Annotated in this window: 20 protein-coding genes and 1 pseudogene; 10 read left to right on the top strand and 11 right to left on the bottom strand. The window is 64.4% G+C overall.

Annotated elements, in window-relative coordinates; translation table 11 throughout:
- Positions 1–7 precede the first annotated feature (7 nt).
- The gene (locus LB515_RS19360) at positions 8–643 is read right to left on the bottom strand and encodes a LysE family translocator (RefSeq protein ID WP_224708661.1); all 636 of its coding nucleotides are present in this window, start codon (positions 641–643) and stop codon (positions 8–10) included.
- Positions 644–769: 126 nt separating this feature from the next.
- Between LB515_RS19360 and LB515_RS19355 the strand changes: the two genes are divergently transcribed.
- On the top strand, positions 770–1,474 hold the full coding sequence (locus LB515_RS19355) for a helix-turn-helix transcriptional regulator (RefSeq protein ID WP_224708660.1): 705 nt from the start codon (positions 770–772) through the stop codon (positions 1,472–1,474).
- 19 nt (positions 1,475–1,493) lie between these two features.
- Here the strand turns inward: LB515_RS19355 and LB515_RS19350 are convergent, their stop codons facing one another.
- Positions 1,494–2,294, bottom strand: a complete 801-nt coding sequence (locus LB515_RS19350; protein WP_224708659.1) for a class I SAM-dependent methyltransferase — start codon at positions 2,292–2,294, stop codon at positions 1,494–1,496.
- Between the two features lie 178 nt (positions 2,295–2,472).
- Between LB515_RS19350 and LB515_RS19345 the strand changes: the two genes are divergently transcribed.
- Positions 2,473–3,876 (top strand): FAD-dependent oxidoreductase, encoded by a 1,404-nt coding sequence (locus LB515_RS19345; RefSeq protein WP_224708658.1) that lies wholly within the window; start codon positions 2,473–2,475, stop codon positions 3,874–3,876.
- 67 nt (positions 3,877–3,943) lie between these two features.
- Here LB515_RS19345 and LB515_RS19340 read toward each other — a convergent pair whose 3' ends face one another.
- From LB515_RS19340 to LB515_RS19320, 5 genes and pseudogenes are all read right to left on the bottom strand, one after another.
- The gene (locus LB515_RS19340; protein ID WP_224708657.1) at positions 3,944–5,023 is read right to left on the bottom strand and encodes an NAD(P)H-dependent flavin oxidoreductase; all 1,080 of its coding nucleotides are present in this window, start codon (positions 5,021–5,023) and stop codon (positions 3,944–3,946) included.
- 63 nt (positions 5,024–5,086) lie between these two features.
- Positions 5,087–5,274, bottom strand: a pseudogene (locus LB515_RS19335) (LacI family transcriptional regulator); the annotation flags it as partial.
- 24 nt (positions 5,275–5,298) lie between these two features.
- The gene (locus tag LB515_RS19330) at positions 5,299–5,835 is read right to left on the bottom strand and encodes a GNAT family N-acetyltransferase (protein ID WP_224708656.1); all 537 of its coding nucleotides are present in this window, start codon (positions 5,833–5,835) and stop codon (positions 5,299–5,301) included.
- Positions 5,835–6,140, bottom strand: coding sequence for a DUF1778 domain-containing protein (locus tag LB515_RS19325; RefSeq protein ID WP_224708655.1), 306 nt, complete (start codon positions 6,138–6,140; stop codon positions 5,835–5,837). The genes LB515_RS19330 and LB515_RS19325 overlap by 1 nt, the downstream gene beginning before the upstream one ends.
- Positions 6,141–6,230: 90 nt before the next feature.
- The gene (locus tag LB515_RS19320) at positions 6,231–7,337 is read right to left on the bottom strand and encodes a LacI family DNA-binding transcriptional regulator (RefSeq protein ID WP_224708654.1); all 1,107 of its coding nucleotides are present in this window, start codon (positions 7,335–7,337) and stop codon (positions 6,231–6,233) included.
- Positions 7,338–7,948: 611 nt separating this feature from the next.
- On the opposite strand from LB515_RS19320, the gene LB515_RS19315 reads away from it, so the two are divergent.
- The 8 genes from LB515_RS19315 to LB515_RS19280 all read left to right on the top strand — a co-directional run bounded on the left by LB515_RS19315 (position 7,949) and on the right by LB515_RS19280 (position 16,091).
- Positions 7,949–8,911, top strand: a complete 963-nt coding sequence (locus tag LB515_RS19315) for a sugar-binding protein (RefSeq protein ID WP_095768035.1) — start codon at positions 7,949–7,951, stop codon at positions 8,909–8,911.
- A gap of 120 nt (positions 8,912–9,031) precedes the next feature.
- Positions 9,032–10,597 carry a sugar ABC transporter ATP-binding protein gene (locus LB515_RS19310; protein ID WP_224546414.1) on the top strand — a complete coding sequence of 522 codons (1,566 nt, stop codon included), beginning with the start codon at positions 9,032–9,034 and terminating at the stop codon, positions 10,595–10,597.
- Positions 10,594–11,589, top strand: a complete 996-nt coding sequence (locus LB515_RS19305) for an ABC transporter permease (protein WP_224708653.1) — start codon at positions 10,594–10,596, stop codon at positions 11,587–11,589. Before LB515_RS19310 ends, LB515_RS19305 begins: the two co-directional genes overlap by 4 nt.
- A gap of 192 nt (positions 11,590–11,781) precedes the next feature.
- On the top strand, positions 11,782–12,624 hold the full coding sequence (locus tag LB515_RS19300; protein WP_224639526.1) for a transporter substrate-binding domain-containing protein: 843 nt from the start codon (positions 11,782–11,784) through the stop codon (positions 12,622–12,624).
- An 86-nt stretch (positions 12,625–12,710) separates the two neighbouring features.
- A complete protein-coding gene (locus tag LB515_RS19295; protein WP_224546419.1) occupies positions 12,711–13,457 on the top strand; it encodes an ABC transporter permease in 747 nt (248 codons plus the stop codon).
- Between the two features lie 9 nt (positions 13,458–13,466).
- On the top strand, positions 13,467–14,198 hold the full coding sequence (locus LB515_RS19290) for an ABC transporter permease (protein ID WP_224631606.1): 732 nt from the start codon (positions 13,467–13,469) through the stop codon (positions 14,196–14,198).
- Positions 14,198–15,013 (top strand): ABC transporter ATP-binding protein, encoded by an 816-nt coding sequence (locus LB515_RS19285; protein ID WP_224708652.1) that lies wholly within the window; start codon positions 14,198–14,200, stop codon positions 15,011–15,013. The genes LB515_RS19290 and LB515_RS19285 overlap by 1 nt, the downstream gene beginning before the upstream one ends.
- A 91-nt stretch (positions 15,014–15,104) precedes the next feature.
- The gene (locus LB515_RS19280) at positions 15,105–16,091 is read left to right on the top strand and encodes an IS5 family transposase (RefSeq protein WP_224708651.1); all 987 of its coding nucleotides are present in this window, start codon (positions 15,105–15,107) and stop codon (positions 16,089–16,091) included.
- A 318-nt stretch (positions 16,092–16,409) separates the two neighbouring features.
- On the opposite strand, the gene phnN is transcribed toward LB515_RS19280, so the two are convergent.
- The 4 genes from phnN to iolB all read right to left on the bottom strand — a co-directional run bounded on the left by phnN (position 16,410) and on the right by iolB (position 19,957).
- A complete protein-coding gene (gene phnN / locus LB515_RS19275) occupies positions 16,410–17,036 on the bottom strand; it encodes a phosphonate metabolism protein/1,5-bisphosphokinase (PRPP-forming) PhnN (protein ID WP_224546423.1) in 627 nt (208 codons plus the stop codon).
- Positions 17,033–18,172, bottom strand: a complete 1,140-nt coding sequence (locus LB515_RS19270) for an alpha-D-ribose 1-methylphosphonate 5-triphosphate diphosphatase (RefSeq protein WP_224708650.1) — start codon at positions 18,170–18,172, stop codon at positions 17,033–17,035. The genes phnN and LB515_RS19270 overlap by 4 nt, the downstream gene beginning before the upstream one ends.
- 20 nt (positions 18,173–18,192) lie before the next feature.
- Positions 18,193–18,900 (bottom strand): DUF1045 domain-containing protein, encoded by a 708-nt coding sequence (locus LB515_RS19265; RefSeq protein WP_224708649.1) that lies wholly within the window; start codon positions 18,898–18,900, stop codon positions 18,193–18,195.
- 244 nt (positions 18,901–19,144) lie between these two features.
- Positions 19,145–19,957 carry a 5-deoxy-glucuronate isomerase gene (gene iolB / locus LB515_RS19260; protein ID WP_224708648.1) on the bottom strand — a complete coding sequence of 271 codons (813 nt, stop codon included), beginning with the start codon at positions 19,955–19,957 and terminating at the stop codon, positions 19,145–19,147.
- Positions 19,958–19,987 lie beyond the last annotated feature (30 nt).

The following is a 19,987-nucleotide window of genomic DNA, read 5'->3' as shown; positions in this document are numbered from 1 at the left end:
GCGGCGATCACGCCGCCCTCAAACCTTCCCAGGCCGTGAATATCGAAACGGCAAACAGCAGCAGCCCTGCCATGCGCCCGGCGAGAACGGTCGCGCGGGGATTGGCCACAAGCATCTGCCTGCTGCGCCCCGCCGTGACGGCGAGCCCGCCATAGATCGCGGCTTGCGTGGCGACCGTCAGCAATCCCATGATCGTCGCCTGCATCCAGATCGGACCGTAAGCCGGCTTCAGGAATTGCGGATAGACGGCAAGGATGAAGAGATAGGCCTTCGGATTGATCAGGCAGGTGACCAGGCCCTGGCGAAACGCCTTCCAGGCCGAGCGGCTCCCGGTTGGTCCGTTGTCGCCGACGATGATCGAGCTGCGCATCAGCGACATGCCGATATAGGCCATGTAGGCGGCGCCGGCGATCAGCAGCGGCGTGAACAGGATCGGCACGAAATGCATGAGCAGGCCGACGCCGATCGCTCCGTTCAGCGTATGCACTGCACCGCCCAGCATGATGCCGGCAGTCGCGGCCAGGCCCCTGTTGCTGCCGCCGGTCAGCGCATTGGCCAGCACGAACAGCATATCCATGCCCGGAACGGCGATGATGCCGAACAGTAGCACGAAGAACAGCCAGAGATTTTCGCTATAGCTCATGTCAGTTGCCTGTCGCATTATCCGCCTGCACGCAAAGGAATTTGTTGATTTTCAAGCGGGTAGGCGGCCCTATAGGGCATTCCAACTGACGAGGGTGTGTCAGTTGCATTTCAGCCGGGTGAGAAAATGCGCAAGGCCTCGCGCCTGTTCGAGATCATCCAGATCCTGCGGCTGGCCAGGAAGCCGGTAACGGCGGCGACGATCGCCGAGCGGCTGGAAGTGACTGCACGCTCGGTCTATCGCGACATCGCGGCCCTGCAGGCAATGCGCGTGCCCATCGAGGGCGGGCGCGGCATCGGCTACATCCTGCGCCCAGGCTTCGACATGCCGCCGCTGATGTTTTCCATCGAGGAGATGGAAGCGATCGTCCTGTCGCTGGCGTTGCTGGAGCGCACAGGCGACGACGAGCTCAAGCAGGCCGCGAAACGCGTCGGCGCCAAGATCGCCGGCGCCGTGCCGCCGCCTTTGCGGCAGACGCTCGATGCCAACGCCCTCCATGCCTGGGGCTTTGCAGCACCCTCCGCTTCCGCCGTCGACCTCGCTTTGGTCCGCCGCGCCATCCGCGACGAGGAGAAACTCGACCTCTCCTATCGCGACGAGGCGGGACGGCCGACCGGCCGCATCATCCGCCCGGTCGCGCTGATCTATTATGCCGAGACGGCCAACATCGTCGCCTGGTGCGAGTTGCGCCAGGCCATCCGCAATTTCCGCAGCGACCGCATCGAGGATTGCCGGGCGGCCGGCCAATGGTTCAAGGGCGAAGGCGACCGGCTGCGGCAGGTGTGGGTCGACGGCTGGGAGATCAATGTCCCGGTGGCCGCCGGCAACTGACGCGTTGCCGGCTTATGTCTCAGGGAACGATGCCGCGGCAGGCCCAGGCGACATTGGCGAAGGATCGCGGGCCATCCGGCCGGCCGGCTTGATAGGCATCGCGGACGGCGGCCTCGACACGCTCCCGCTCGGCTGCATCCAATGTGGTCATGTATTTGCCGAGCGGGCCTTCGCCGGCGCCGATCGGCACCCAGAAGTCGTCGAAATTCGCGTAGTCCATTCGGATCATCAGCTCGGCCTCGGTGACATCGACGAGACCCTGCTCGACAAAGGTCCGCTTCATCTCGCCCGGCTGCATCATTGGCTGGAAGCAATAGCGGTTGCGCAGCTGACGCCCGCTTTCGCTGAGCGCCGCAGCTGTGTCGATCATCATGCGCATGCCGGTCATGCCGCCGTAATGGTCCCAGACCACGGCCGCGACCACACCGCCCGGCCGCGTCACCCGGCGCATCTCGGCCACCGCCTTGCCGGCCTCCGGCACGAAGTGCAGCACCAGCAGCGCCAGCGCGCGGTCGAACGCATCATCGGCGAACGGCAAGGCGGTGGCATCCGCCTGCTCGATGGTGACGCGCGGATCGGTGTTCCTCTCCTTCGCCGCCGCGACGAAGACCGGCGAGAAGTCGATGGCCTGGATCTCGGTGAGATCGCCTGACTTCGCCAGCTCGAAGGTCAGGCTGCCGGTGCCGCAACCCACGTCGAGGACTTTTTCGCCGCCGGCCAGACCGGCGAAATCGATGAACTTGGGCGCGAGCCTGCGGCTCCAGCGCCCCATCAGTTGCTCATAGCCCGACGCCGCGTGAACGGTGAAACTTGATGTCATCCCGCCCTCCCTTCGCTGATGTCAGCCTAGACTTCCACGGAAGCCATGCCAAGCAGCCAAAGCAGCGGATCGTTCCGTGACCGCACACAAGCGGTGGGCCCTGGCGGCCCGGCACGTTGCCGGGACTGTGCACAGAAGCTAATATGGCGCCGGACCCTCGCGGATATTGGGGGAAGGGGTGAGCAAGATCCTGATTTGCGGTGGAGGCGTAATCGGGTTGTGCACGGCGGCCATGCTTGGCCGCGACGATCATGACGTGACGGTCCTCGAGGCTGATCCGGCGGACCGGCCTTCGAGTTCCAGTCAAGGATGGGACTGGGAGCGCCCCGGCGTTGCGCAGTTCAGGCAGCCCCACAACCTCAGCTCGCGTTTCCGGATGGTCGCCGATCAGGAGTTGCCGGGGCTGACGGATAAATTGCTGCGCGCCGGCTGCGTCTGGATGGATTTCTTCGACCCCCGATCGTTGCCGCCGACGATAACGGACAGGGCGCCCCGCCTGGGCGACGAAGCCATGCGCTTCGTCACCGGCCGGCGGCCGGTGATCGAGTGGGCCGTAGCCGAGATGGCGCAAGCGGCGCCCAATGTGACGGTCCGGCGGGGGATCAAGGTTCGCGAGCTGATCACGGGAGCCTCAGCCCTTCCCGGCGTGCCGCATATTGCGGGCGTTCGCACGACGTCCGGCGAAGAGATTCGCGCCGACCTGGTGATCGACGCGATGGGGCGGCGAAGCCCTGCCTGCGAATGGATCGTTGCCGCCGGAGGCCGCAGTCCGAACGAGGAAGCCGAGGACAGCAATTTCGTCTATTTCACTCGCTATTTCACGGGCAAGCAGCGGCCGCGCCGAAAGGGCCGCCTGCTCACTCCGATGGGACTGTTCTCGATTCTCACGCTGGATGGCGACAACGACACCTGGTCGGTCACCCTGTTCACCTCCGCGGGAAACAAGGCCATGCGCGCTTTGCGCGACACCGCCACCTTCCACCGTGTCGTCATGGCATGTCCGATGCAGGCCCATTGGCTTGACGGCGAGCCGATCACGCACGTCCTGCTGATGGCAGGCGTTCTCGACCGCTACCGGCGGTTTGTCGTCGACGGCCAGCCTGTCGTCACCGGGTTTGCGGCTGTGGCCGATGCCTGGGCCTGCACCAATCCGTCCGCCGGGCGGGGGTTGAGCGTCGGCCTTCTGCACGCGCAGGTGCTCAGGAATATCGCTCGCCGGCACATCGGCGACCCCGCCGAATTCTCGCGGGAATACGATGTCGAGACCGAGCGCCAGGTCGGCCCGTTCTATCGCAACCAGATCGCCGCCGACCGTGCCCGGATCGCGGAGATGAACGCCTTGGCCGAGGGCCTTCCTGTTCCGCCGCCGAATCCGGTCATGGCCCGGCTTTTCGCTGCCGCAAGCGAGGATGCCGACGTGTTTCGCGGCGTGATCGAGATCGCCATGTGCGTTTCGCTGCCGCAGGATGTCGTCGCCAGACCGCATGTCGCGGCAAAACTGGCCGAACTGGACGGTCGACCTTTGCCGCCGAATCCCAACATCATCGATCGCGACCGTATGGCATCCCTGCTTGCCGGCTGATCTTTTCGCCCCAGCGTCGACGCGTGGGCTAAAAGCTCATCGGGGACCGCGACGACGGAGACTTCGCTTACGCAGGCGTCGTTTTGCCGGTCGAGAGAGCCTCGAACACTTCGCTTGTTTCGGCCACGAGCGTTCGTACCAGTTCGCCGGCCGGAAGTTCCCTGTTCAGCGCCGCCGCCTGCCCATAGAGATGAAAGGCGAAATCTTCCTTGGCGTCGCTGAGCGGAGCGCTAAGCGCGACCATTTGCGGGAAGTCCGGAAGGGGCACCCTGCTCTCCTCCATTTCCAGGGCGTAGCGGGTGCGTCTCGCGCGCGCCGCGCGGCCGGTGAAGGCATCGGTGACCATCGTGTCCATGTCGGTCGCCGTGCGGATCAGGGCGCGGCGCGGTGGGTCCGTGCCGGCTTCGTCGCAGGACAGGAAGCCGGTGCCGATCTGCACGCCGCTGGCGCCAAGCGCGAACGCGGCAGCTATGCCGCGGCCGTCGGCGATGCCTCCCGCGGCAATGACCGGGAGTTCGACAGCATCGACGACCTGGGGAACCAGTGCCATCGTTCCAACGCCGTCGCCAGGGCCATTGGGAGCATGCGAACCGCGGTGACCTCCCGCCTCCCAGCCCTGGGCGATGACCGCGTCGGCTCCACCGTCGGCGAGCTTGCGCGCCTCGGCGACATTCGTCGCGGTGCCGATGATTGCGATCCCGGCTTGCTTCAGCCTGCCGATGGCAGCCGCATCCGGAATGCCGAAATGAAAGCTCACGACCGGCGGCTGGATCTCGAGCAGCAGTCCAAGCTTTTCTTCGTCGAAACCTGGTCCGATCGGCGGAAGCCTCCGCGAGGGTTCGCCGAGCGACAGCTCCTCATAGTAGGGCCGCAACCTGTCGATGACTTGGGTCAGCACGGCGTCGCCGGTGTCGGGTCTGGGAAAAACAAAGAAGTTGAGGTTGAAGGGACGCCCGGTCAAGGCGCGCATCTGGCGCGCAACGTTGCGCAGGCCATCCGGCAGCATCGATGCGCATCCGAGCGACCCCAGCCCACCGGCATTGCTCACCGCGGCGGCGAGCTCCGGCGTCGCCGAGCCCGCCATTGGCGCCTGGATGATCGGATGCTCGATCTTGAAAAGATCGCATAAACGGCGGTTCGGCCACATGAGCGTTTTTCCTGTTGGGAAGGAACACACGCTCACTCATCATAAGCCGGTCTCGGGGCCGGGTCATCGGAATTGTTCGGGTACGCTCCCCACGCTCTCCCGCTCCACCAGCGGGCACTCCAGCTTGGTGATGGGATAGCGGCCGCGGCCAGGCGTCGGCGGCGTTTCGAGCTGCTCGATCGCCCATTGGCCCATCGCCAGATGCGGCAAGGTCGCAGCGGCGGGAAGTGATGGCGGGCGATCTCCTCGTCATGCAATGGCCTGCACAACTCGCCTCAAGTTTTCGAGAACAGCGCCTGTATCGTCTCGATCGGCATCAGCATGACGCGCTCGCCCAGCGGAGAAATAGTGAAGCCGTGACGCTGGTAGAAACCAACGGCGTCGTCGTCGATGGCGTGCGCCACCACGGCACGAACCCCGGCAATGTCCGAAACCGCGAGGCAACGCCGGAGCGCATCGGAAAGCAGGTCGCCCCCGAGGCCCATTCCCTGGAACGCCTGATCGATCGCCAGACGGCCTATCAGCAGCAAAGGAACCTGTTCAGGCATGCCCCGGCGTAGCTTGGCGCTTGGCAGCGCGACCCGTTCTTCCATCGCCGTGGAGATCGCGTAGTAACCGACGACACGATTTTTCGTGCCCGCGTCGCAGACGACATAGGTTCGGGCAGACAATCCCTCGCCGGCGAGGGCACGGTTTCGCAGCCAGTCATCAAGGGTGGGATGCCTGCCATTGCGAAATTCTGCGACATCATGACTGATGGTCAGCCGTTCCGGAGCACGGACTCGCGGGCCTTGCGATTGCCCAGCGGGCATCAGCGCTCCCAGGCTGGCTTGCGCGTCATGCGGCCGCGGAGCTCTTGCGACGGCTTGTTCGGAGCATCAAGCAGGTCAAGAAATTTCTCATGCGCGTCGGCATCGAGAAAGAAGGCACGCTGGTCGAGAATGGTCTCCTCAGCCTGCTTGCGCGCACTGTCCAGCATGAACTCCGACAGTTTTTGCCCGCGCAAGCTCGCGGCGCGGTTGAGAATGGCCTTCGTCTCGGCCGAAGCGCGGATCTGAATCACATCATCCTTGCGAACTGCGTTGCGATTGCTGCCAGCATGACTGGACTGCGCCATCGAAATCCTCCTGTGTCAGGGACAGATATCTAGTGATTGTCAGTACAACGTCAATACGTTTCAAGCCTTGAAGTGGCGATCTGGGATATCCTATCCCTTCACGCCTGCCACGCTCTCCCGTTCCACCAGCGGGCACTCCAACTTGGTGATCGGATAGCGGCCGCGGCCGGGCGTCGGCGGCGTCTCCAACTGCTCGATCGCCCATTGGCCCATCGCCAGATGCGGCAGGATGGAGGTCGTCAGCGGCGGGAACAGATGGCGGGCGATCTCCTCATCGTCATAGCCGACCACGGAGATGTCCTGCGGGATATGCAGGCCGGCTTCCTTCAGCGCTTCGTAGCAGCCGATCGCGGTGCGGTCGTTCTGGCAGAAGATGGCGGTGGGCCGGTCCTTGAGCCCGAGCAGCTTGACCATCGCGGCATAGCCGGCGCTGGCCGACCAGTCGCCCTCGACCACCAGTTCCGGGTCGAACGGGATGTCGGCGGTGGCTAGAGCGCGGCGATAGCCCTTGAGCCGATCCTGCGCGGCCTGCATCCACGGCTCGCCGGTGATGGTGGCGATGCGGCGATGGCCATGGCCGATCAGGTGTCTCGTCGCGCTCTGGCCGCCGGCGATCTCGGAGGGAACCACGGCCGGGAAGGCATAATCGGCGGTGTAGCAGTTGAGCAGGATGACCGGCATCTCGAGGCTGTAGAGGAAATCCGGCGCGGCGATCTCGCGGGTGAAGATGGTCATATAGATCAATGCCGTGATGCCGCGCCCCGTCAGCGCCTGGATGGCGCGCGGCTCCATCACCGCGTCGCCCATGGTCTGCGCCACCAGAAGCACGTTGCCGGCGTTCCACGAGGCCTGCCGCGCGCCCTCGATGGCGACCACCGCCTCGGGGCTGGTGGCGAGCTGGTCGACCGCGAAGCCGATGACGCCATCCAGGCCCTCGAATGGCGTCACCGGCGGCCGCAGCGCGGAAAAGACCGGCGGCGAATAGCCCAGCGCTCTGGCCGCCTCGATCACCCGGTCGCGTGTCTGTTGCGACAGCCTGATGCCCGGCGAATTGTTGAGCACGAACGAGACCGTCGCCTGCGAGCAGCCGGCGGCGCGCGCGATGTCGGTCATGGTGACACGTCCTTTGGGCTTGGCGGCCGGCTTGCGGCGCCTGGAAGCCCCGGGAGGATCGCGCAGTTCCGTCGGTTCACTCATGGTCGGTTCCCAAACCCGGCCGGCACCAAAGCAAAGGCCGATTGCAACGGCAAGATGGTCGGCACGCTCATCTGAAACACACTATTGATAATAAGTATTATCAAGCGCGACATGCAAATCGCCGGCCGCGCCGCGTCGCGACGAAATCAGTCCGATAAGGTCAGCAGCGCTGACAATTCCTACGGGTTTCCGTGCGATAGAACGCTTTTGCGCACGTGCTCTCCTCACTCCCGGCGCATCTTTCGACCAGCGTCTCCTCCGCTTCGAAAGCACGCGCCTCAGCCCAAAACTAATACTCTTTACTAATAGCTGTAAGCGTTCTACTGTCAACTCGTCGTAACCGTCCGGGCTTCCGCTCGGTGCCGGCAAAGTGCGAAGGATGCTCGCTCGAAAGCCGGCGGGATCGCCGGTTTGGGCTCGTGTCCATCCTCACGAAAATGTCAGACAAATCGGACTATTTACGAATGCCACATGAGTGTCTAGTGTCTCGACCGCGGCCGGATTGGAACCGTTCTTAAGTCGGCGGACCTTTGCGCCATACCCTTGAGGAGGAGGGTTATCCGCGCCGCAGCCGAGACATCAGCGAAGAGTTCTACAAGGGAGGTTGAACTATGAAATCCATGATACGCAACGCATCTGTCGCCGCGGCGGCCTTGGCTTTAGGCCTGTCGGTAAGCGCCAGCGTGCGCGCCGACGACAAGCCGACGCTGGCCTTCGTCGTCAACGGTGCGTCAGACTTCTGGAAGGCGGCGGAAGCCGGCGTGAAGAAGGCGCAGGGCGAACTGCCCGACTACAATCTCGAGCTCAAATATCCGGAACAGTCGTCGGTCGCCATCCAGCAGCGGCTGATGGATGATCTGGTGACGGCAGGCGTCAAGGGCATCATGGTCTCGGCCGTCGATCCCAAGACCTCGACCGACGGATTGAACAAGATCGCGTCGGAAACCGCGCTGTTCACCACCGACTCGGATGCGCCGCAGACCAAGCGCGTCGCCTATATCGGCTCGTCCAACGTCGATGCCGGCAAACAGGCGGCCGAAATCGCCAAGAAGGCGATGCCCAACGGCGGCAAGTGCCTGGGCTTCGTCGGCCTGCTCGGCGCCGACAACGCCAAGGAGCGCATCCAGGGCATGAAGGACGGGCTCGCCGGCAGCAAGATCGAGCTGGTCGACGTACGCGGCGACGACATCGACCAGGCGCGTGCCAAGAAGAATGTCGAGGACGCGCTGGTCGCCAGCCCCGACATCACCTGCATGGTCGGCTTCTACTCCTACAACACGCCGCGCATCTATGAAGCGCTGCGCGACGCCGGCAAGCTCGGCCAGATCACCGTCGTCGGCTTCGACGACGATCCGATCACGCTGGGCGGCGTCAAGGAAGGCACCGTCGCCGCGACCGTGGTGCAGCAGCCGTTCGAATGGGCCTATCAGGGCATGAAGCTGATGGCTTCCTACCTCAAGGGCGACAAGTCGGGCATCCCGGCCAACAACCTGATCATCATCCCGACCAAGATCATCGGCAAGGATGATGTGGACGCCTACGCCGCCAACCTCAAGGCGATGCAGGGCAAGTAAGCTCAGCACAGTTGCGCCGGCTCAAGGTTCGCCTTGAGCCGGCGTTCGTATTGACGGACCCGCCAAGGCCCGTCAGTCTGTGGCCACCGGCTGTTGCCCCGTGCGGTAAACTATGGCGTGATGACCTCTACCGATTCCACTCAACCGACCACCGCTCCGTTCCTGAGCCTCGAGGCCGTGCGCAAGACCTATCCGGGCGTTGTGGCGCTGGACAGATTCTCGATGGAGGTCCGGCCCGGCGAGGTCATAGGCCTGGTCGGCGAAAACGGCGCCGGCAAATCGACGCTGATGAAGATCCTCGGCGGTGTGACGCGGCCGGACAGCGGCACCATCACCGTCGATGGCGCGGCGCACGACGCGCTGACCGTCGAGCAGAGCATCGGCTCCGGCATCGCCTTCGTGCACCAGGAATTGAACCTCTTCGAAAATCTCGACGTCGCCGCCAACATCTTCTTCGGCCGCGAGCCGCTGCGCGCCGGGCCGCTGAGGCTGGTCGACCGCGCGAAACTGCGCGAGATGGTGGCGCCGCTGCTAAAGCGCGTCGGCGCCAATTTCTCGGCCGACGCGCCGGTGGCGTCGCTGTCGCTCGCGCAGCAGCAGATGGTCGAGATCGCCAAGGCGCTGTCGATCAAGGCGCGCCTTGTCATCCTCGACGAGCCGACTTCAAGCCTGCCGATGGCAGAAACCGAAAAGCTGCTCGACGTCATCAAGGGCCTGAAGGCGCAAGGCATCAGCGTCATCTTCATCTCGCACCGGCTGCATGAGATCGAGCGCGTCGCCGACCGCGTCGTGGTGCTGCGCGACGGCACGCTGGCCGGCACCCTTCCCAAGAGCCACATCAATCACGACGAGATGGTCAGGCTGATGATCGGCCGCATGCTGAAGGAGCGCGAGAAGGCCGGCGAGGCCGCGCGGGCTCCGGGCAGCGTAGCCCTGTCGGCGGATGCGATCCGCACCAGCACCTATCCGGACCGGCCGGTCAGCATCGAACTGAGGCGCGCGGAGATCCTCGGCCTGGCGGGCCTGGTCGGCTCCGGCCGCACGGAACTGGCGCGCGTGCTGTTCGGCATCGAAGAGCGGTTGGCCGGCAGCGTCACGCTCGACGGCAAGCCGCTGAATGTGACATCAGCGGCCGACGCGGTGGCGAATGGCATCTTCCTCGTGCCGGAGGACCGCAAGCTCACCGGCATATTGCTCGATCTCTCGATCGCGCAGAACATTTCATTGCCCAACCTGCCGGCGCATGCCAGGCGCTCGCTGGTATCGGTCGGCGCCGAGCTCGCGACGGCCGAAAAGCAGAAGAAGAACCTCGGCATCAAGGCGCCGTCGGTCTTGACCCGCACTGGGACGCTGTCGGGCGGCAACCAGCAGAAGGTGGTCCTGGCCAAATGGCTGGCGATGAACCCCAAGGTGATGATCCTGGACGAGCCGACGCGCGGCATCGACATCGGCGCCAAGGCCGAGATCTACGGGCTGATGCGGGCTCTCGCCGATGCCGGCGTCGCCGTGCTGATGATCTCCAGCGACATGGAAGAAGTGATCGGCGTGTCGGACCGCATCGCGGTCATGCATGAGGGGCAGATCTCCGGCATCCTCGACAAGGACGATTTCAGCCAGGAAAACGTGCTTTTGCTGGCGGTCGGCAAGAAGCCGAAACTGCTGCAAGCGGCGGGAGGAGCGCAATGAGCAAGAAAGATCTCGGCCTGCTGATCTTGATCCTGGTGGTCGGCGCGGTGGTGACGGCCATCAACCCGCGCTTCCTGTCGGCGATCAACCTCGCCAACACCTCCAATTTGGTCGCTCTGTTCGGCATCCTGTCGATCGGCCAGGCCTTCGTCATCATCACCGGCGGCATCGAATTGTCGGTCGGCTCGGTGATCGCCCTGCTCGGCACGCTGTTCATCGACTTCATCGCGGTGCGCGAGGTGAGCTGGCCGCTGGCCTTTGTGCTGATCCTCGCGCTCGGCGCTGTCATCGGCTTCGTGCATGGCTGGCTGATCACGCGGCTCAAACTGCAGCCTTTCGTGGTGACGCTGTGCGGCCTGCTCATCTATCGCGGCGTGGCGCGCTTCTATACCGCCGACGGCACGGCCGGCTTCGCCTTCGGGCAGAACTTCCCGACGCTCGAGTTCCTGACCGCGGGCCGCTCCTACGGCCTGCCGAACAGCTTCATCGCGCTGATCGTCATCGCCATCGTGATGTGGGTGGTGCTGCACCGCTCGGTCTTCGGCCGCTATCTCTATGCGATCGGCAAGAACGAGGAAGCGGCGAAATATTCCGGCATCCGCACGGGCCGGGTGATCATCGCCGCCTATGTCATCTGCGGCGTGCTGACGGCGCTGTCGGCGATCTATTTCGCCATGTACACGCGCTCGATCTCGCCGGCGAGTCACGGCCAGTTCTATGAGCTTTATGCCATTGCGGCGGCGGTGCTGGGCGGCTTCTCGCTGCGCGGCGGCGAAGGGTCGCTGGTCGGTGCTGTCCTCGGCACCGTGCTGCTGCAGGAGTTGCAGAACCTCGTCAACCTGCTCGGCATTCCTTCCTCGCTCAACTTCGCGGTGATGGGCGGCGTGATCCTGATCGGCGTGCTGGTCGACCAGCAATGGGGCGTCTTCCGCGCCCGGCGCCGGATGCTGGAGGCGTCTCGCAGGGGCGTCGCCGGCGCGCCGGCGGAGTAGTCTCGCTCTTTCGTCCACACCGGACCGGGTTCCGATTGGATCGATGCTCGCGTTGAAGCCGTGGGCAGGTCCCGATTCGCGAACGAATTGCAACAACGCGTGAACCGGAAAACAGCCCTTGTCGCAGAATCGGGGCTGGGCTAAGCAATTGGTATCTGAGGGTTCCAAGAACAAAATATGGGAGAAATTACCGTGACATCATCACGTTGGATCGCGCTCGCCGCGCTGGCGTTGACCTGCTCGACCCCGGCTATGGCCAAGGACTGGAAGACCGTGACGGTCGCGATGGAGGGCTCCTACGCCCCGTGGAACCAGACCGATGCCAGCGGCAAGATCGTCGGCTTTGAGGTGGACATCCTGAACGACGTCTGCGCCCGCGCGAAGCTGGAATGCAGCATCGTCGCGCAGGATTGGGATGGCGTCATTCCCGGGCTAACGGCAGGCAAGTTCGACATCGTCATGGACGGCATGTCGATCACCGAAGAGCGCATGAAGACCATCGACTTCTCGATTCCCTACGCGTCGTCGCCGGTGGCTTTCCTGGCCGACAAGAACGGTCCGCTGGCGCAGATGTCCAACACCGGCAAGATGATCGATCTGTCGAAGGACGACGCCGAATCCAAGGCGGCGCTCGACACGCTGCGCAAGGAGCTCACCGGAAAGAATGTCGGCCTGCAGGTCTCGACCACGGAGGCGACATTCGCCGACAAATATCTCAAGGATGTCGCCAACGTCCATGAATACAAGACCACCGACGAGCACGACCTCGACCTGATGGCGGGCCGCATCGACGTCGCCTTCGCCGACACCACCTATTTCCTCGGCACGCTGGCCAAGCCCGATGCGAAAGACCTGGAATTCGTCGGCCCGCAATTCAAGGGTGGCCCGATCCTCGGACCGGGCATCGGCGCCGCTTTCCGCAAGACCGACAAGGACCTGCAGGACATCTACAACAAGGCGCTCAAGGCCGCGCTCGACGACGGCTCGGTGTCGAAATATTCCATGCAATGGTTCAAGATCGACATTACCAAGTAACGTCGCAACGGGAGCAGCCAAGGCTGCTCCCGTTTTGCATTGAGCGTATACGTCGATGCCTATCTCGGCGCCCGCAGGAGCCGTAAGTGGAGTTTCTCAACGATCTCAAGGATCAGGTTTCGACGGCCTATGAGCTGTTGGCCGCCGGCTGGGGCGTGCAACTGCTGTGGGGCATCGGCTGGACGCTCGCCGTCACCGTCGTCTCGATGCTGATCGGCGCCGTGCTGGGCTCGCTGGTGGCGGCGGCCAAGCTTTCGCATCGCGGCGGATTGAGGTTCATCGGCGAGAGCTACACCACCGTCTTCCGCGGCGAACCGGAACTCCTGATCATCTACCTGTTCTACTATGGCGGCACCCAGGTCCTGACCGGCGTGGCGCGCTCGACCGGATCGATCGGCTCGGCCGATATCTTGAACATGCCGAGCTTCCTCGGCGGCGTTCTCGCGGTCGGCATCATTTCCGGCGCCTATCAGGCCGAGGTTTTTCGCGGCTCGTTCCTGGCGATCCATCGCGGCGAGCTGGAAGCGGCGCGTGCCTACGGCATGTCGGCCTGGCTGCGGTTTCGCCTCGTGATCATGCCGCAGGTCCTGCGTCTCGCGGTGCCGGGGCTGGGCAATGTCTGGCAATTGACCATCAAGGACTCGGCGCTGATCTCGGTCACCGGCGTCGCCGAGCTGATGCTGACGGCCAACAAGGCGGCGCGCTCGACGCATCATTCGCTGCTTTTCTACACACTCGCCGGCATCCTCTATCTGGTGATGACCTCGATCTCGACGCCGATCTTCGACAAAGCCGAGCGCTACACCTCCCGAAGCTTCACACGGCCGAAATAAGAGGTGGCGGTGGATTTCGACTTCTACCTTTCAACCATGTGGAGCGTGCTGAAGGCGCTGCCGCTGACGCTCGAGATCTGGTTCTTCGGCATCGCCTTCGGGCTCATTATCGCCACCGGCCTGACCTGGCTGCGGGCTTCCGGCTACAAATCGGGCGAGTATTTCACCCGCGCCTACGTTTTCGTCTTCCGCGGCTCGCCGTTGCTGGTGCAGCTCTATCTGGTCTATTTCGGGCTCTCCCAGTTCGACTTCGTGCGCCACAGCCCGATCCTGTGGCCGATCCTGCGCGATCCGATGTATTGCACGATCGTCGCCATGGCCTTGAATACTGCGGCCTATGAGAGCGAGATTTTCCGCGGCGCGCTGCGCGCGGTGCCTGTCGGCCAGATCGAGGCGGCCAAGGCGTTCGGCATGTCGGCCTTCACCCGCTTCCGCCTCGTCACGCTGCCGATCGCGCTGCGGCTTGCGTTGCCGGCCTATTCGACGGAAATCATCCTCATGACCAAGGCAACCGCGCTGGCGTCCGTGGTCACCATCATGGAGATGATGGGAACGGCGCAGAAGATCCAGCATGACACGTTCCGGCCGATTGAGGTGCTGACCTGCGCCGGCGTGATCTACCTGCTTCTCAACCTGTCGATCGCCCGGTTGTTCGCCTGGGTCGAACACCGGCTCTCGCCGCATCTGCGTCCCCCGCCCGAGCAGAGCCAGCAAGTCAAACCCGTACCGGAGGTGTTGTGATGTCGGCAAATGTCGCCGCTGCCGCGAAAGCCGCGCCGTCCTCCGAGGAGACGCCCGCCATCAGCGTCAAGAATCTGCGCAAGTGCTTCGGCGATCATGAGGTGCTCAAGGGCATTTCGCTCGAGGCCCACAAGGGCGACGTCATCTCGATTCTCGGCTCCTCCGGGTCCGGCAAGAGCACGATGCTGCGTTGTATCAATCTCCTGGAGACCCCGGATTCCGGCGAAGTGCGGGTCGACGGCGAGCTCATCAAGATGAAGCGGGGTCGCGACGGCCACCAGATGCCCGCCGACATCCGCCAGGTGGAGCGGATCCGCGCCAACCTCGCCATGGTTTTCCAGAGCTTCAATCTATGGTCGCACATGACCGTGCTGGAAAACCTCGTCGCCGCGCCGATGCATGTGCTGAAGCGGCCGCGCGCCGAGTGCCTGGAGCAGGCGGAGGCATTGCTGAAGCGCGTCGGCATATGGGAGCGCCGCAACTACTACCCGCCCCACATGTCTGGCGGCCAGCAGCAGCGCGCGGCAATAGCCCGGGCGCTGGCGATGAATCCCAAGGTGATGCTGTTCGACGAGCCGACATCGGCGCTCGATCCGGAACTGGTCGGCGAGGTGCTGCGCGTCATGCGGTCGCTCGCCGAAGAAGGACGCACCATGCTGGTCGTCACGCATGAGATGGGTTTTGCCCGCGACGTGTCGAGCAAGGTGATGTTCCTGCACAAGGGCGAGGTGGACTCGGCCGGCGAACCGAAGGAGATGTTCGCCAGGCCGCCGACGCCGCAGTTCAAGCAGTTCATCGCCAACTTCAATAAGTGAGGCGCTGCGTTTCACCTTCTCCCCTTGTGAGGACTTTGCACAGAATCGGATCAGTGATTCCATGCGGATATCCCGGCAAGGAGGATTCGCGATGGTCGATCGAGTGCTTGGCCAATTGAGCCTAGCGGACGGTTTTGCGGCGTCGGATGAGACGATCTTCGACCTGATAGCGAAGGAACTGGACTGGGCGCCAATTCGAACCTTGCTTGGTCATCGCAGCGGTCCTGGCTCTGGCAACACCAGCTATCCAGCCGAGCCGCTGGTGCGTTGCTTGCTGCTGGGCGTGTGGCATGGACTGAGCGATCCCGCGCTTGAAGCGCAAATCCGGGACCGGCTGTCGTTCCGCCGCTTTGCTGGCTTCAGCCTTTCGGATCGCACGCCTGATCACTCGACGCTGTGGCGTTTCCGCGAGGAACTGACGCGCGAGCGTCTGATCGACAAGATCTTTGAGGAGATCAATCGCCAACTGGAGGCGAAGAGCTTGATCGTCAAGCGCGGTACCTTGGTCGATGCCACATTCTTGCAGGCCCGCGGCCGCCCGCCCAAGCAGCCCAAGAAGGGCCATCATGGTCCGATCAAGCCGTCGTCCGACAAGGATGCGCGCTGGGGCAAGAAGGGCAAGAAGAGCACCTTCGGCTACAAGATGCACATCGGCGCTGACCAGGCGCACACCATCATCCGGCGCGTCGAGGTGAGCGACGCCTCGCTCACCGACACCGAGCCGGCCGACCAGCTGATCTGCGGCGACGAGAAGGCGGCCTATGGCGATCAGGCCTATTACACCCACGCCAGGCACGATCGGCTAGCCGAGGCCAACATCAAGGATCGGCTGATGCGGCGGGCCAACAAGCATCACCCCGAGCTGCCGCCGCGCCAAAAGCTGCGCAACCGGCTGATCGCCAAGGTGCGCGCGGCGGTCGAGCGGCCGTTCGCCGTATTCAAGGAGCACTATGGCATGCGGCGCGTGCGCTTCTTCAACCTGGCCACCAACCGCACGCAGTGCATGCTGGCGGCCTGCGCCTACAATCTAAGGACCATGATCGGCGCCCTCTTTCCACCTGCTGAGAGACGAGCATGAGGAGGAGTGCGTCCGCAGTCCAGCGGATTGGCCGCCTAACCCGGCAAATGCCCCGCAAAGCCGCCCAAAACCGCTCCCACGGCCTTCAAAAACGCCTCATTAGCCAACAAACAGAATTCACTCTCCCGTGCAAAGCCCTCCTTGTGGGAGAAGGTGGCCGCGAAGCGGCCGGATGAGGGGTGCTGGACGGAGCGAGGCGCTGGCGTTTGGGCACAACGGTGCTGCCAGGCGAAAGCCACCGCCAAGCTGGAGCACCCCTCATCCGTCTCGGCGCTTCGCGCCGATCCACCTTCTCCCACAAGGGGAGAAGGGAAAGCGCTAGATCATGTCCGACAGATCCGAGAACGCCATCGCCTTGCGCAGCACCTCGGCGAAGCGTTCGCCGGCGATTTCCTTGTCGCCGCTGTTGTCGATCGAGGTCACGTCCGGTCCCGTCAGCTTTACGCTGGTGCTGCGCGCCAGGCGGGCAAGCACCTCGCCGCGCGATTCGCGGCCACGCGCCGCCAGCCGCTCGGCGAGGATCTCCGGCGTGGCGGTGATCTCGACCACGGCCAGATTGGCGTAGCGTTCGCGCAGCGCCGGTATGACCGCGCGGGAGACATTCGCCACGGCTACATGACCATTGGCGACCGCCCAGTCGACATCGGCCGGCAGGCCATAGCGCAGGCCATGCGCGTCCCAGCAGAGCGAGAAGGCGCCGTCCGCTTCCGCCTCGGCAAAGGCGGCATCGGCCAACGTGTCGTGGTCCTCGCTTGCCGTGTCGCTCGGCCTGGTGATGACGCGGCGCACGAATTCCAGCCGCGTCTCGCCGGCAAAGCGCTGCTTGGCGTAGCCGATCACCGTGTCCTTGCCGGCGCCGCTCGGCCCCACCACCGCGACGAAGACGCCATTGCGGATCGGCAGGCTGTCGGCCAGTTCGCGCTCGATGAGGGCCGAGACCATCATGCGACCCGGCGGCCCTGGCGCCAAACGGTACGCACGACCGGCACGTGGTCGTCCACGCGCACCCGCACAAGGTCAGCACGGCGGCCGGGCTCGATGACGCCGCGGTCGGCGAGGCCGATCGCTTCGGCCGGGTTCTTCGAGACCATCGCGACCGCCTGCGGCAGCGAGATGCCCTCGACGACATCGCCGAGGAAGAAAGCCGACTGGATCAGGCTGAAGGGGATGTAGTCGGATGACAGGATGTCGAGCAGGCCGTCGGCGGCGAGCGTGCGCGCCGAGACATTGCCGGAATGCGAGGCGCCGCGCATGACGTTTGGCGCGCCCATCAGCACGCCGAGGCCTGCGGCTTTCGAGGCCTTTGCCGCCTCTTGCGTCGTCGGGAACTCGGCGACGCGCACGCCCTGCTCGATCGCTTCGTCGACATGGCCGGCGGTCGCGTCGTCATGGCTCGCCAGCACGATGCCGCGCTCCTGGCAGGCGGCTGAGATGAAGACCCGGTTCGGACCGGAATTGCGGGCCGATTCGGCCATCCGCTTCTCGCAGAATTTCTGGAAGTCGCGGTCCGTCAGCTTCAGTTTGCGCTGGTAGTAGTAGGCATAGGTCTCGAGGTTGACGAACTGGCGCTGTCCGGGCGCGTGATCCATCAGCGAGGCGAGCTTAACCCGCTCGTCGGTCTCGAAATTGGCGAAAGCCTCGAGGCAGTCCGGCGCCGAGACCTCGCAGCGCAGGTGGATGAAATGGTCGGCCCTGAGCCGATCCTGGCGCACGCTGTCCTCGATCGCGTCGGCCAGCTTGCGAACATCGTCGGATTTCAGGTCGGCATCCTCGTCCATGCCGACGCGCAAGGCGTCGAGCACCGTCGTGATACCGGCGGTGGCGACCTGGGCGTCATGGGCAAGCACGGCGGCGATCGGGTTCCAGCGCACTTTCGGACGCGGCGCGTAATGGCCCTCGAGGTGATCGGTGTGCAGCTCGACAAGGCCCGGGATGATGTAGTCGCCGCCCATATCCTCGCCGATGCGGGCAGCACCCGGCTCGACGGCGGCAATCAGGCCGTCGCGCAACAAAAGCGAGCCTTCGACGATTTCCTCGGGCAGCACGATGCGGGCATTGGTGAGAACGGTTTCGGCGGTCATCGAGGGCGGTCCTATATCAATCAAGCTGTTTTGCGGGCGGGGCTACGGCCAAGCGCATGATGGGAAAGCACCATGAACGGGGCGCCGGGCTCGCTTTCGACGAACAATGTCAGCGCATCCACCGGCACCGGCTGCCGCAGCACATCGGCGAACAGGCCGTCGATCGCTGCACGAAGACGTGGGCTTTCCCGTGGCCCGACCCACCCCGACAGCGTCATGTGGAAGCGGAACGTGTCGAAGACGTAAGGGTAACCCCATTGGCAGAGGTTGCGGAACTCGTCCGGCTTCAGCGCATCGGGGCTGCGGCGCTCGATCTCGGCCTCGGTCAGCGGCGCGCGGAACGGATCGAAGGCGCGCACCACCTCGCCGGCGAAATCGTTGAGCGGCGCGAACTGCGTTTCCGGCACCAGCGCGAAGAAGCCGTCGATCTGGCCGACGACGAGACGCGGGATGATCACAGGCGGCGTCGTCTCGGCGAAAGCGTCGAGCGCGGCGCGCAGCGAAGCTTCCGTCTCGTTCGGCGCCAGCCGGAACGGGGCTTTCAGCGTCGCATGGAATCCGTAGCGCCGGGCAGAGGCAGTATGGAAAGCGACTTCCGCGGCCGACAGATCGCCCACGGCCTCGACCGGCCGCGTCGCCGCGCCAAACGGGTCGCGGCCCAGCCAGTTGGCGGCAATGCGCGCCAGCTTCTCGTCCTGTCCCGGGGTGTAGTAGATGGCGTAGCGCATGGGCGTTCCTCGTCAAGCGCGCTGCGCCCCCGAAGGAATATGCGACGCGCTTCAAGTCATTGTCTTGGCAGGTCGTGGCCCAAACGCCGGAGCGCTTGCGGCGACATGCACCGGAACCGCTGCCATAGGTGATTTCCATGACGGATTGACGAAGCTTTCGTGGGTTTTCGAAGGCAAGTCCAGCACGGAGCTCGTTAGCCGACGATTTTTCCGGGCTGGACCAACGGCTTTGCCGGCGTGCCGATCAGGCCTTCATCAGCCATTCATGCTCGGGCGCGTTGTGGAACTTCCACGTCCGCTTCGGTCCGGCCATGACGTTGAGGTAATAGAGGTCGTAGCCGTGGCAGGCGGCGCAAGGGTGATAGCCCTTGGGCACCAGCACGACATCGCCGTCCTCGATCGCCATCGCTTCGTCCAGCTCGCGCACGCCGTTGCGGTCGGCATCGGTGTAGACGCGCTGGAAGGCAAAGCCCTGCGGCGGGTTGAGGCGGTGGTAATAGGTCTCCTCGAGATAGGATTCGGCCGGCAGATTGTCCCGGTCGTGCTTGTGCGGCGGATAGCTCGACGTGTGGCCGCCGGGCGTGATCACCTCGACCACCAGCAGCGAATCAGCCGGCTTGCCCTCGGGCAGGATGTTGGTGACGTAGCGCGTGTTGGTGCCCTTGCCGCGCACCTCCTGGCCGAGATCGTCAGGTCCGATGACGCGCACCGGCAGACGGCCACCGAGGCCAGGCGCCGAGCAGACGGCGAGTTCCAGCTCGGTATCGGCGGTCACCGACCAGTCGGCGCCTTGCGGCACATAGACCGACCACGGCTTGCCTTCGAAGGGCGACATGCGCTCGCCGAGCAGGCCGAGATCCTTGCCGCCGGCCGATGCCTTGCCCTTGCCGGTGACGAACACCAGGCAGACCTCGCGCTCGCCGGTTTTGCCGGACACCGTCTCGCCCGGACGAAGCCGATGCAGGTCGAAACCGACATAGGTCCAGCCGGCGCTTTGCGGCGTGACATGAGCGACATGGCCGTGGCCCTTATCGGCCTTGACGAGCAGTTTCGACATTTTTGGCTCTCCTAATTCTTGGGCGCCCCA

It is taken from the genome of Mesorhizobium sp. CA15 (assembly GCF_020165215.1).
GTDB lineage: Bacteria > Pseudomonadota > Alphaproteobacteria > Rhizobiales > Rhizobiaceae > Mesorhizobium.
Note: the sequence above shows the minus strand (reverse complement) of the source record. Positions and strands in the feature narration are given on the sequence as shown.

Coding starts and splice junctions, on each gene's coding strand:
- LB515_RS19330 (WP_224708656.1), bottom strand. CDS start 5,835: ATGCCCGCTGGGCAATCGCAAGGCCCGCGAGTCCGTGCTCCGGAACGG.
- LB515_RS19320 (WP_224708654.1), bottom strand. CDS start 7,337: ATGAGTGAACCGACGGAACTGCGCGATCCTCCCGGGGCTTCCAGGCGC.
- LB515_RS19315 (WP_095768035.1), top strand. CDS start 7,949: ATGAAATCCATGATACGCAACGCATCTGTCGCCGCGGCGGCCTTGGCT.
- LB515_RS19265 (WP_224708649.1), bottom strand. CDS start 18,900: ATGCGCTACGCCATCTACTACACCCCGGGACAGGACGAGAAGCTGGCG.
- LB515_RS19340 (WP_224708657.1), bottom strand. CDS start 5,023: ATGTGGCCGAACCGCCGTTTATGCGATCTTTTCAAGATCGAGCATCCG.
- LB515_RS19285 (WP_224708652.1), top strand. CDS start 14,198: ATGTCGGCAAATGTCGCCGCTGCCGCGAAAGCCGCGCCGTCCTCCGAG.
- LB515_RS19280 (WP_224708651.1), top strand. CDS start 15,105: ATGGTCGATCGAGTGCTTGGCCAATTGAGCCTAGCGGACGGTTTTGCG.
- LB515_RS19355 (WP_224708660.1), top strand. CDS start 770: ATGCGCAAGGCCTCGCGCCTGTTCGAGATCATCCAGATCCTGCGGCTG.
- LB515_RS19305 (WP_224708653.1), top strand. CDS start 10,594: ATGAGCAAGAAAGATCTCGGCCTGCTGATCTTGATCCTGGTGGTCGGC.
- phnN (WP_224546423.1), bottom strand. CDS start 17,036: ATGATGGTCTCGGCCCTCATCGAGCGCGAACTGGCCGACAGCCTGCCG.
- iolB (WP_224708648.1), bottom strand. CDS start 19,957: ATGTCGAAACTGCTCGTCAAGGCCGATAAGGGCCACGGCCATGTCGCT.
- LB515_RS19325 (WP_224708655.1), bottom strand. CDS start 6,140: ATGGCGCAGTCCAGTCATGCTGGCAGCAATCGCAACGCAGTTCGCAAG.
- LB515_RS19270 (WP_224708650.1), bottom strand. CDS start 18,172: ATGACCGCCGAAACCGTTCTCACCAATGCCCGCATCGTGCTGCCCGAG.
- LB515_RS19350 (WP_224708659.1), bottom strand. CDS start 2,294: ATGACATCAAGTTTCACCGTTCACGCGGCGTCGGGCTATGAGCAACTG.
- LB515_RS19360 (WP_224708661.1), bottom strand. CDS start 643: ATGAGCTATAGCGAAAATCTCTGGCTGTTCTTCGTGCTACTGTTCGGC.
- LB515_RS19310 (WP_224546414.1), top strand. CDS start 9,032: ATGACCTCTACCGATTCCACTCAACCGACCACCGCTCCGTTCCTGAGC.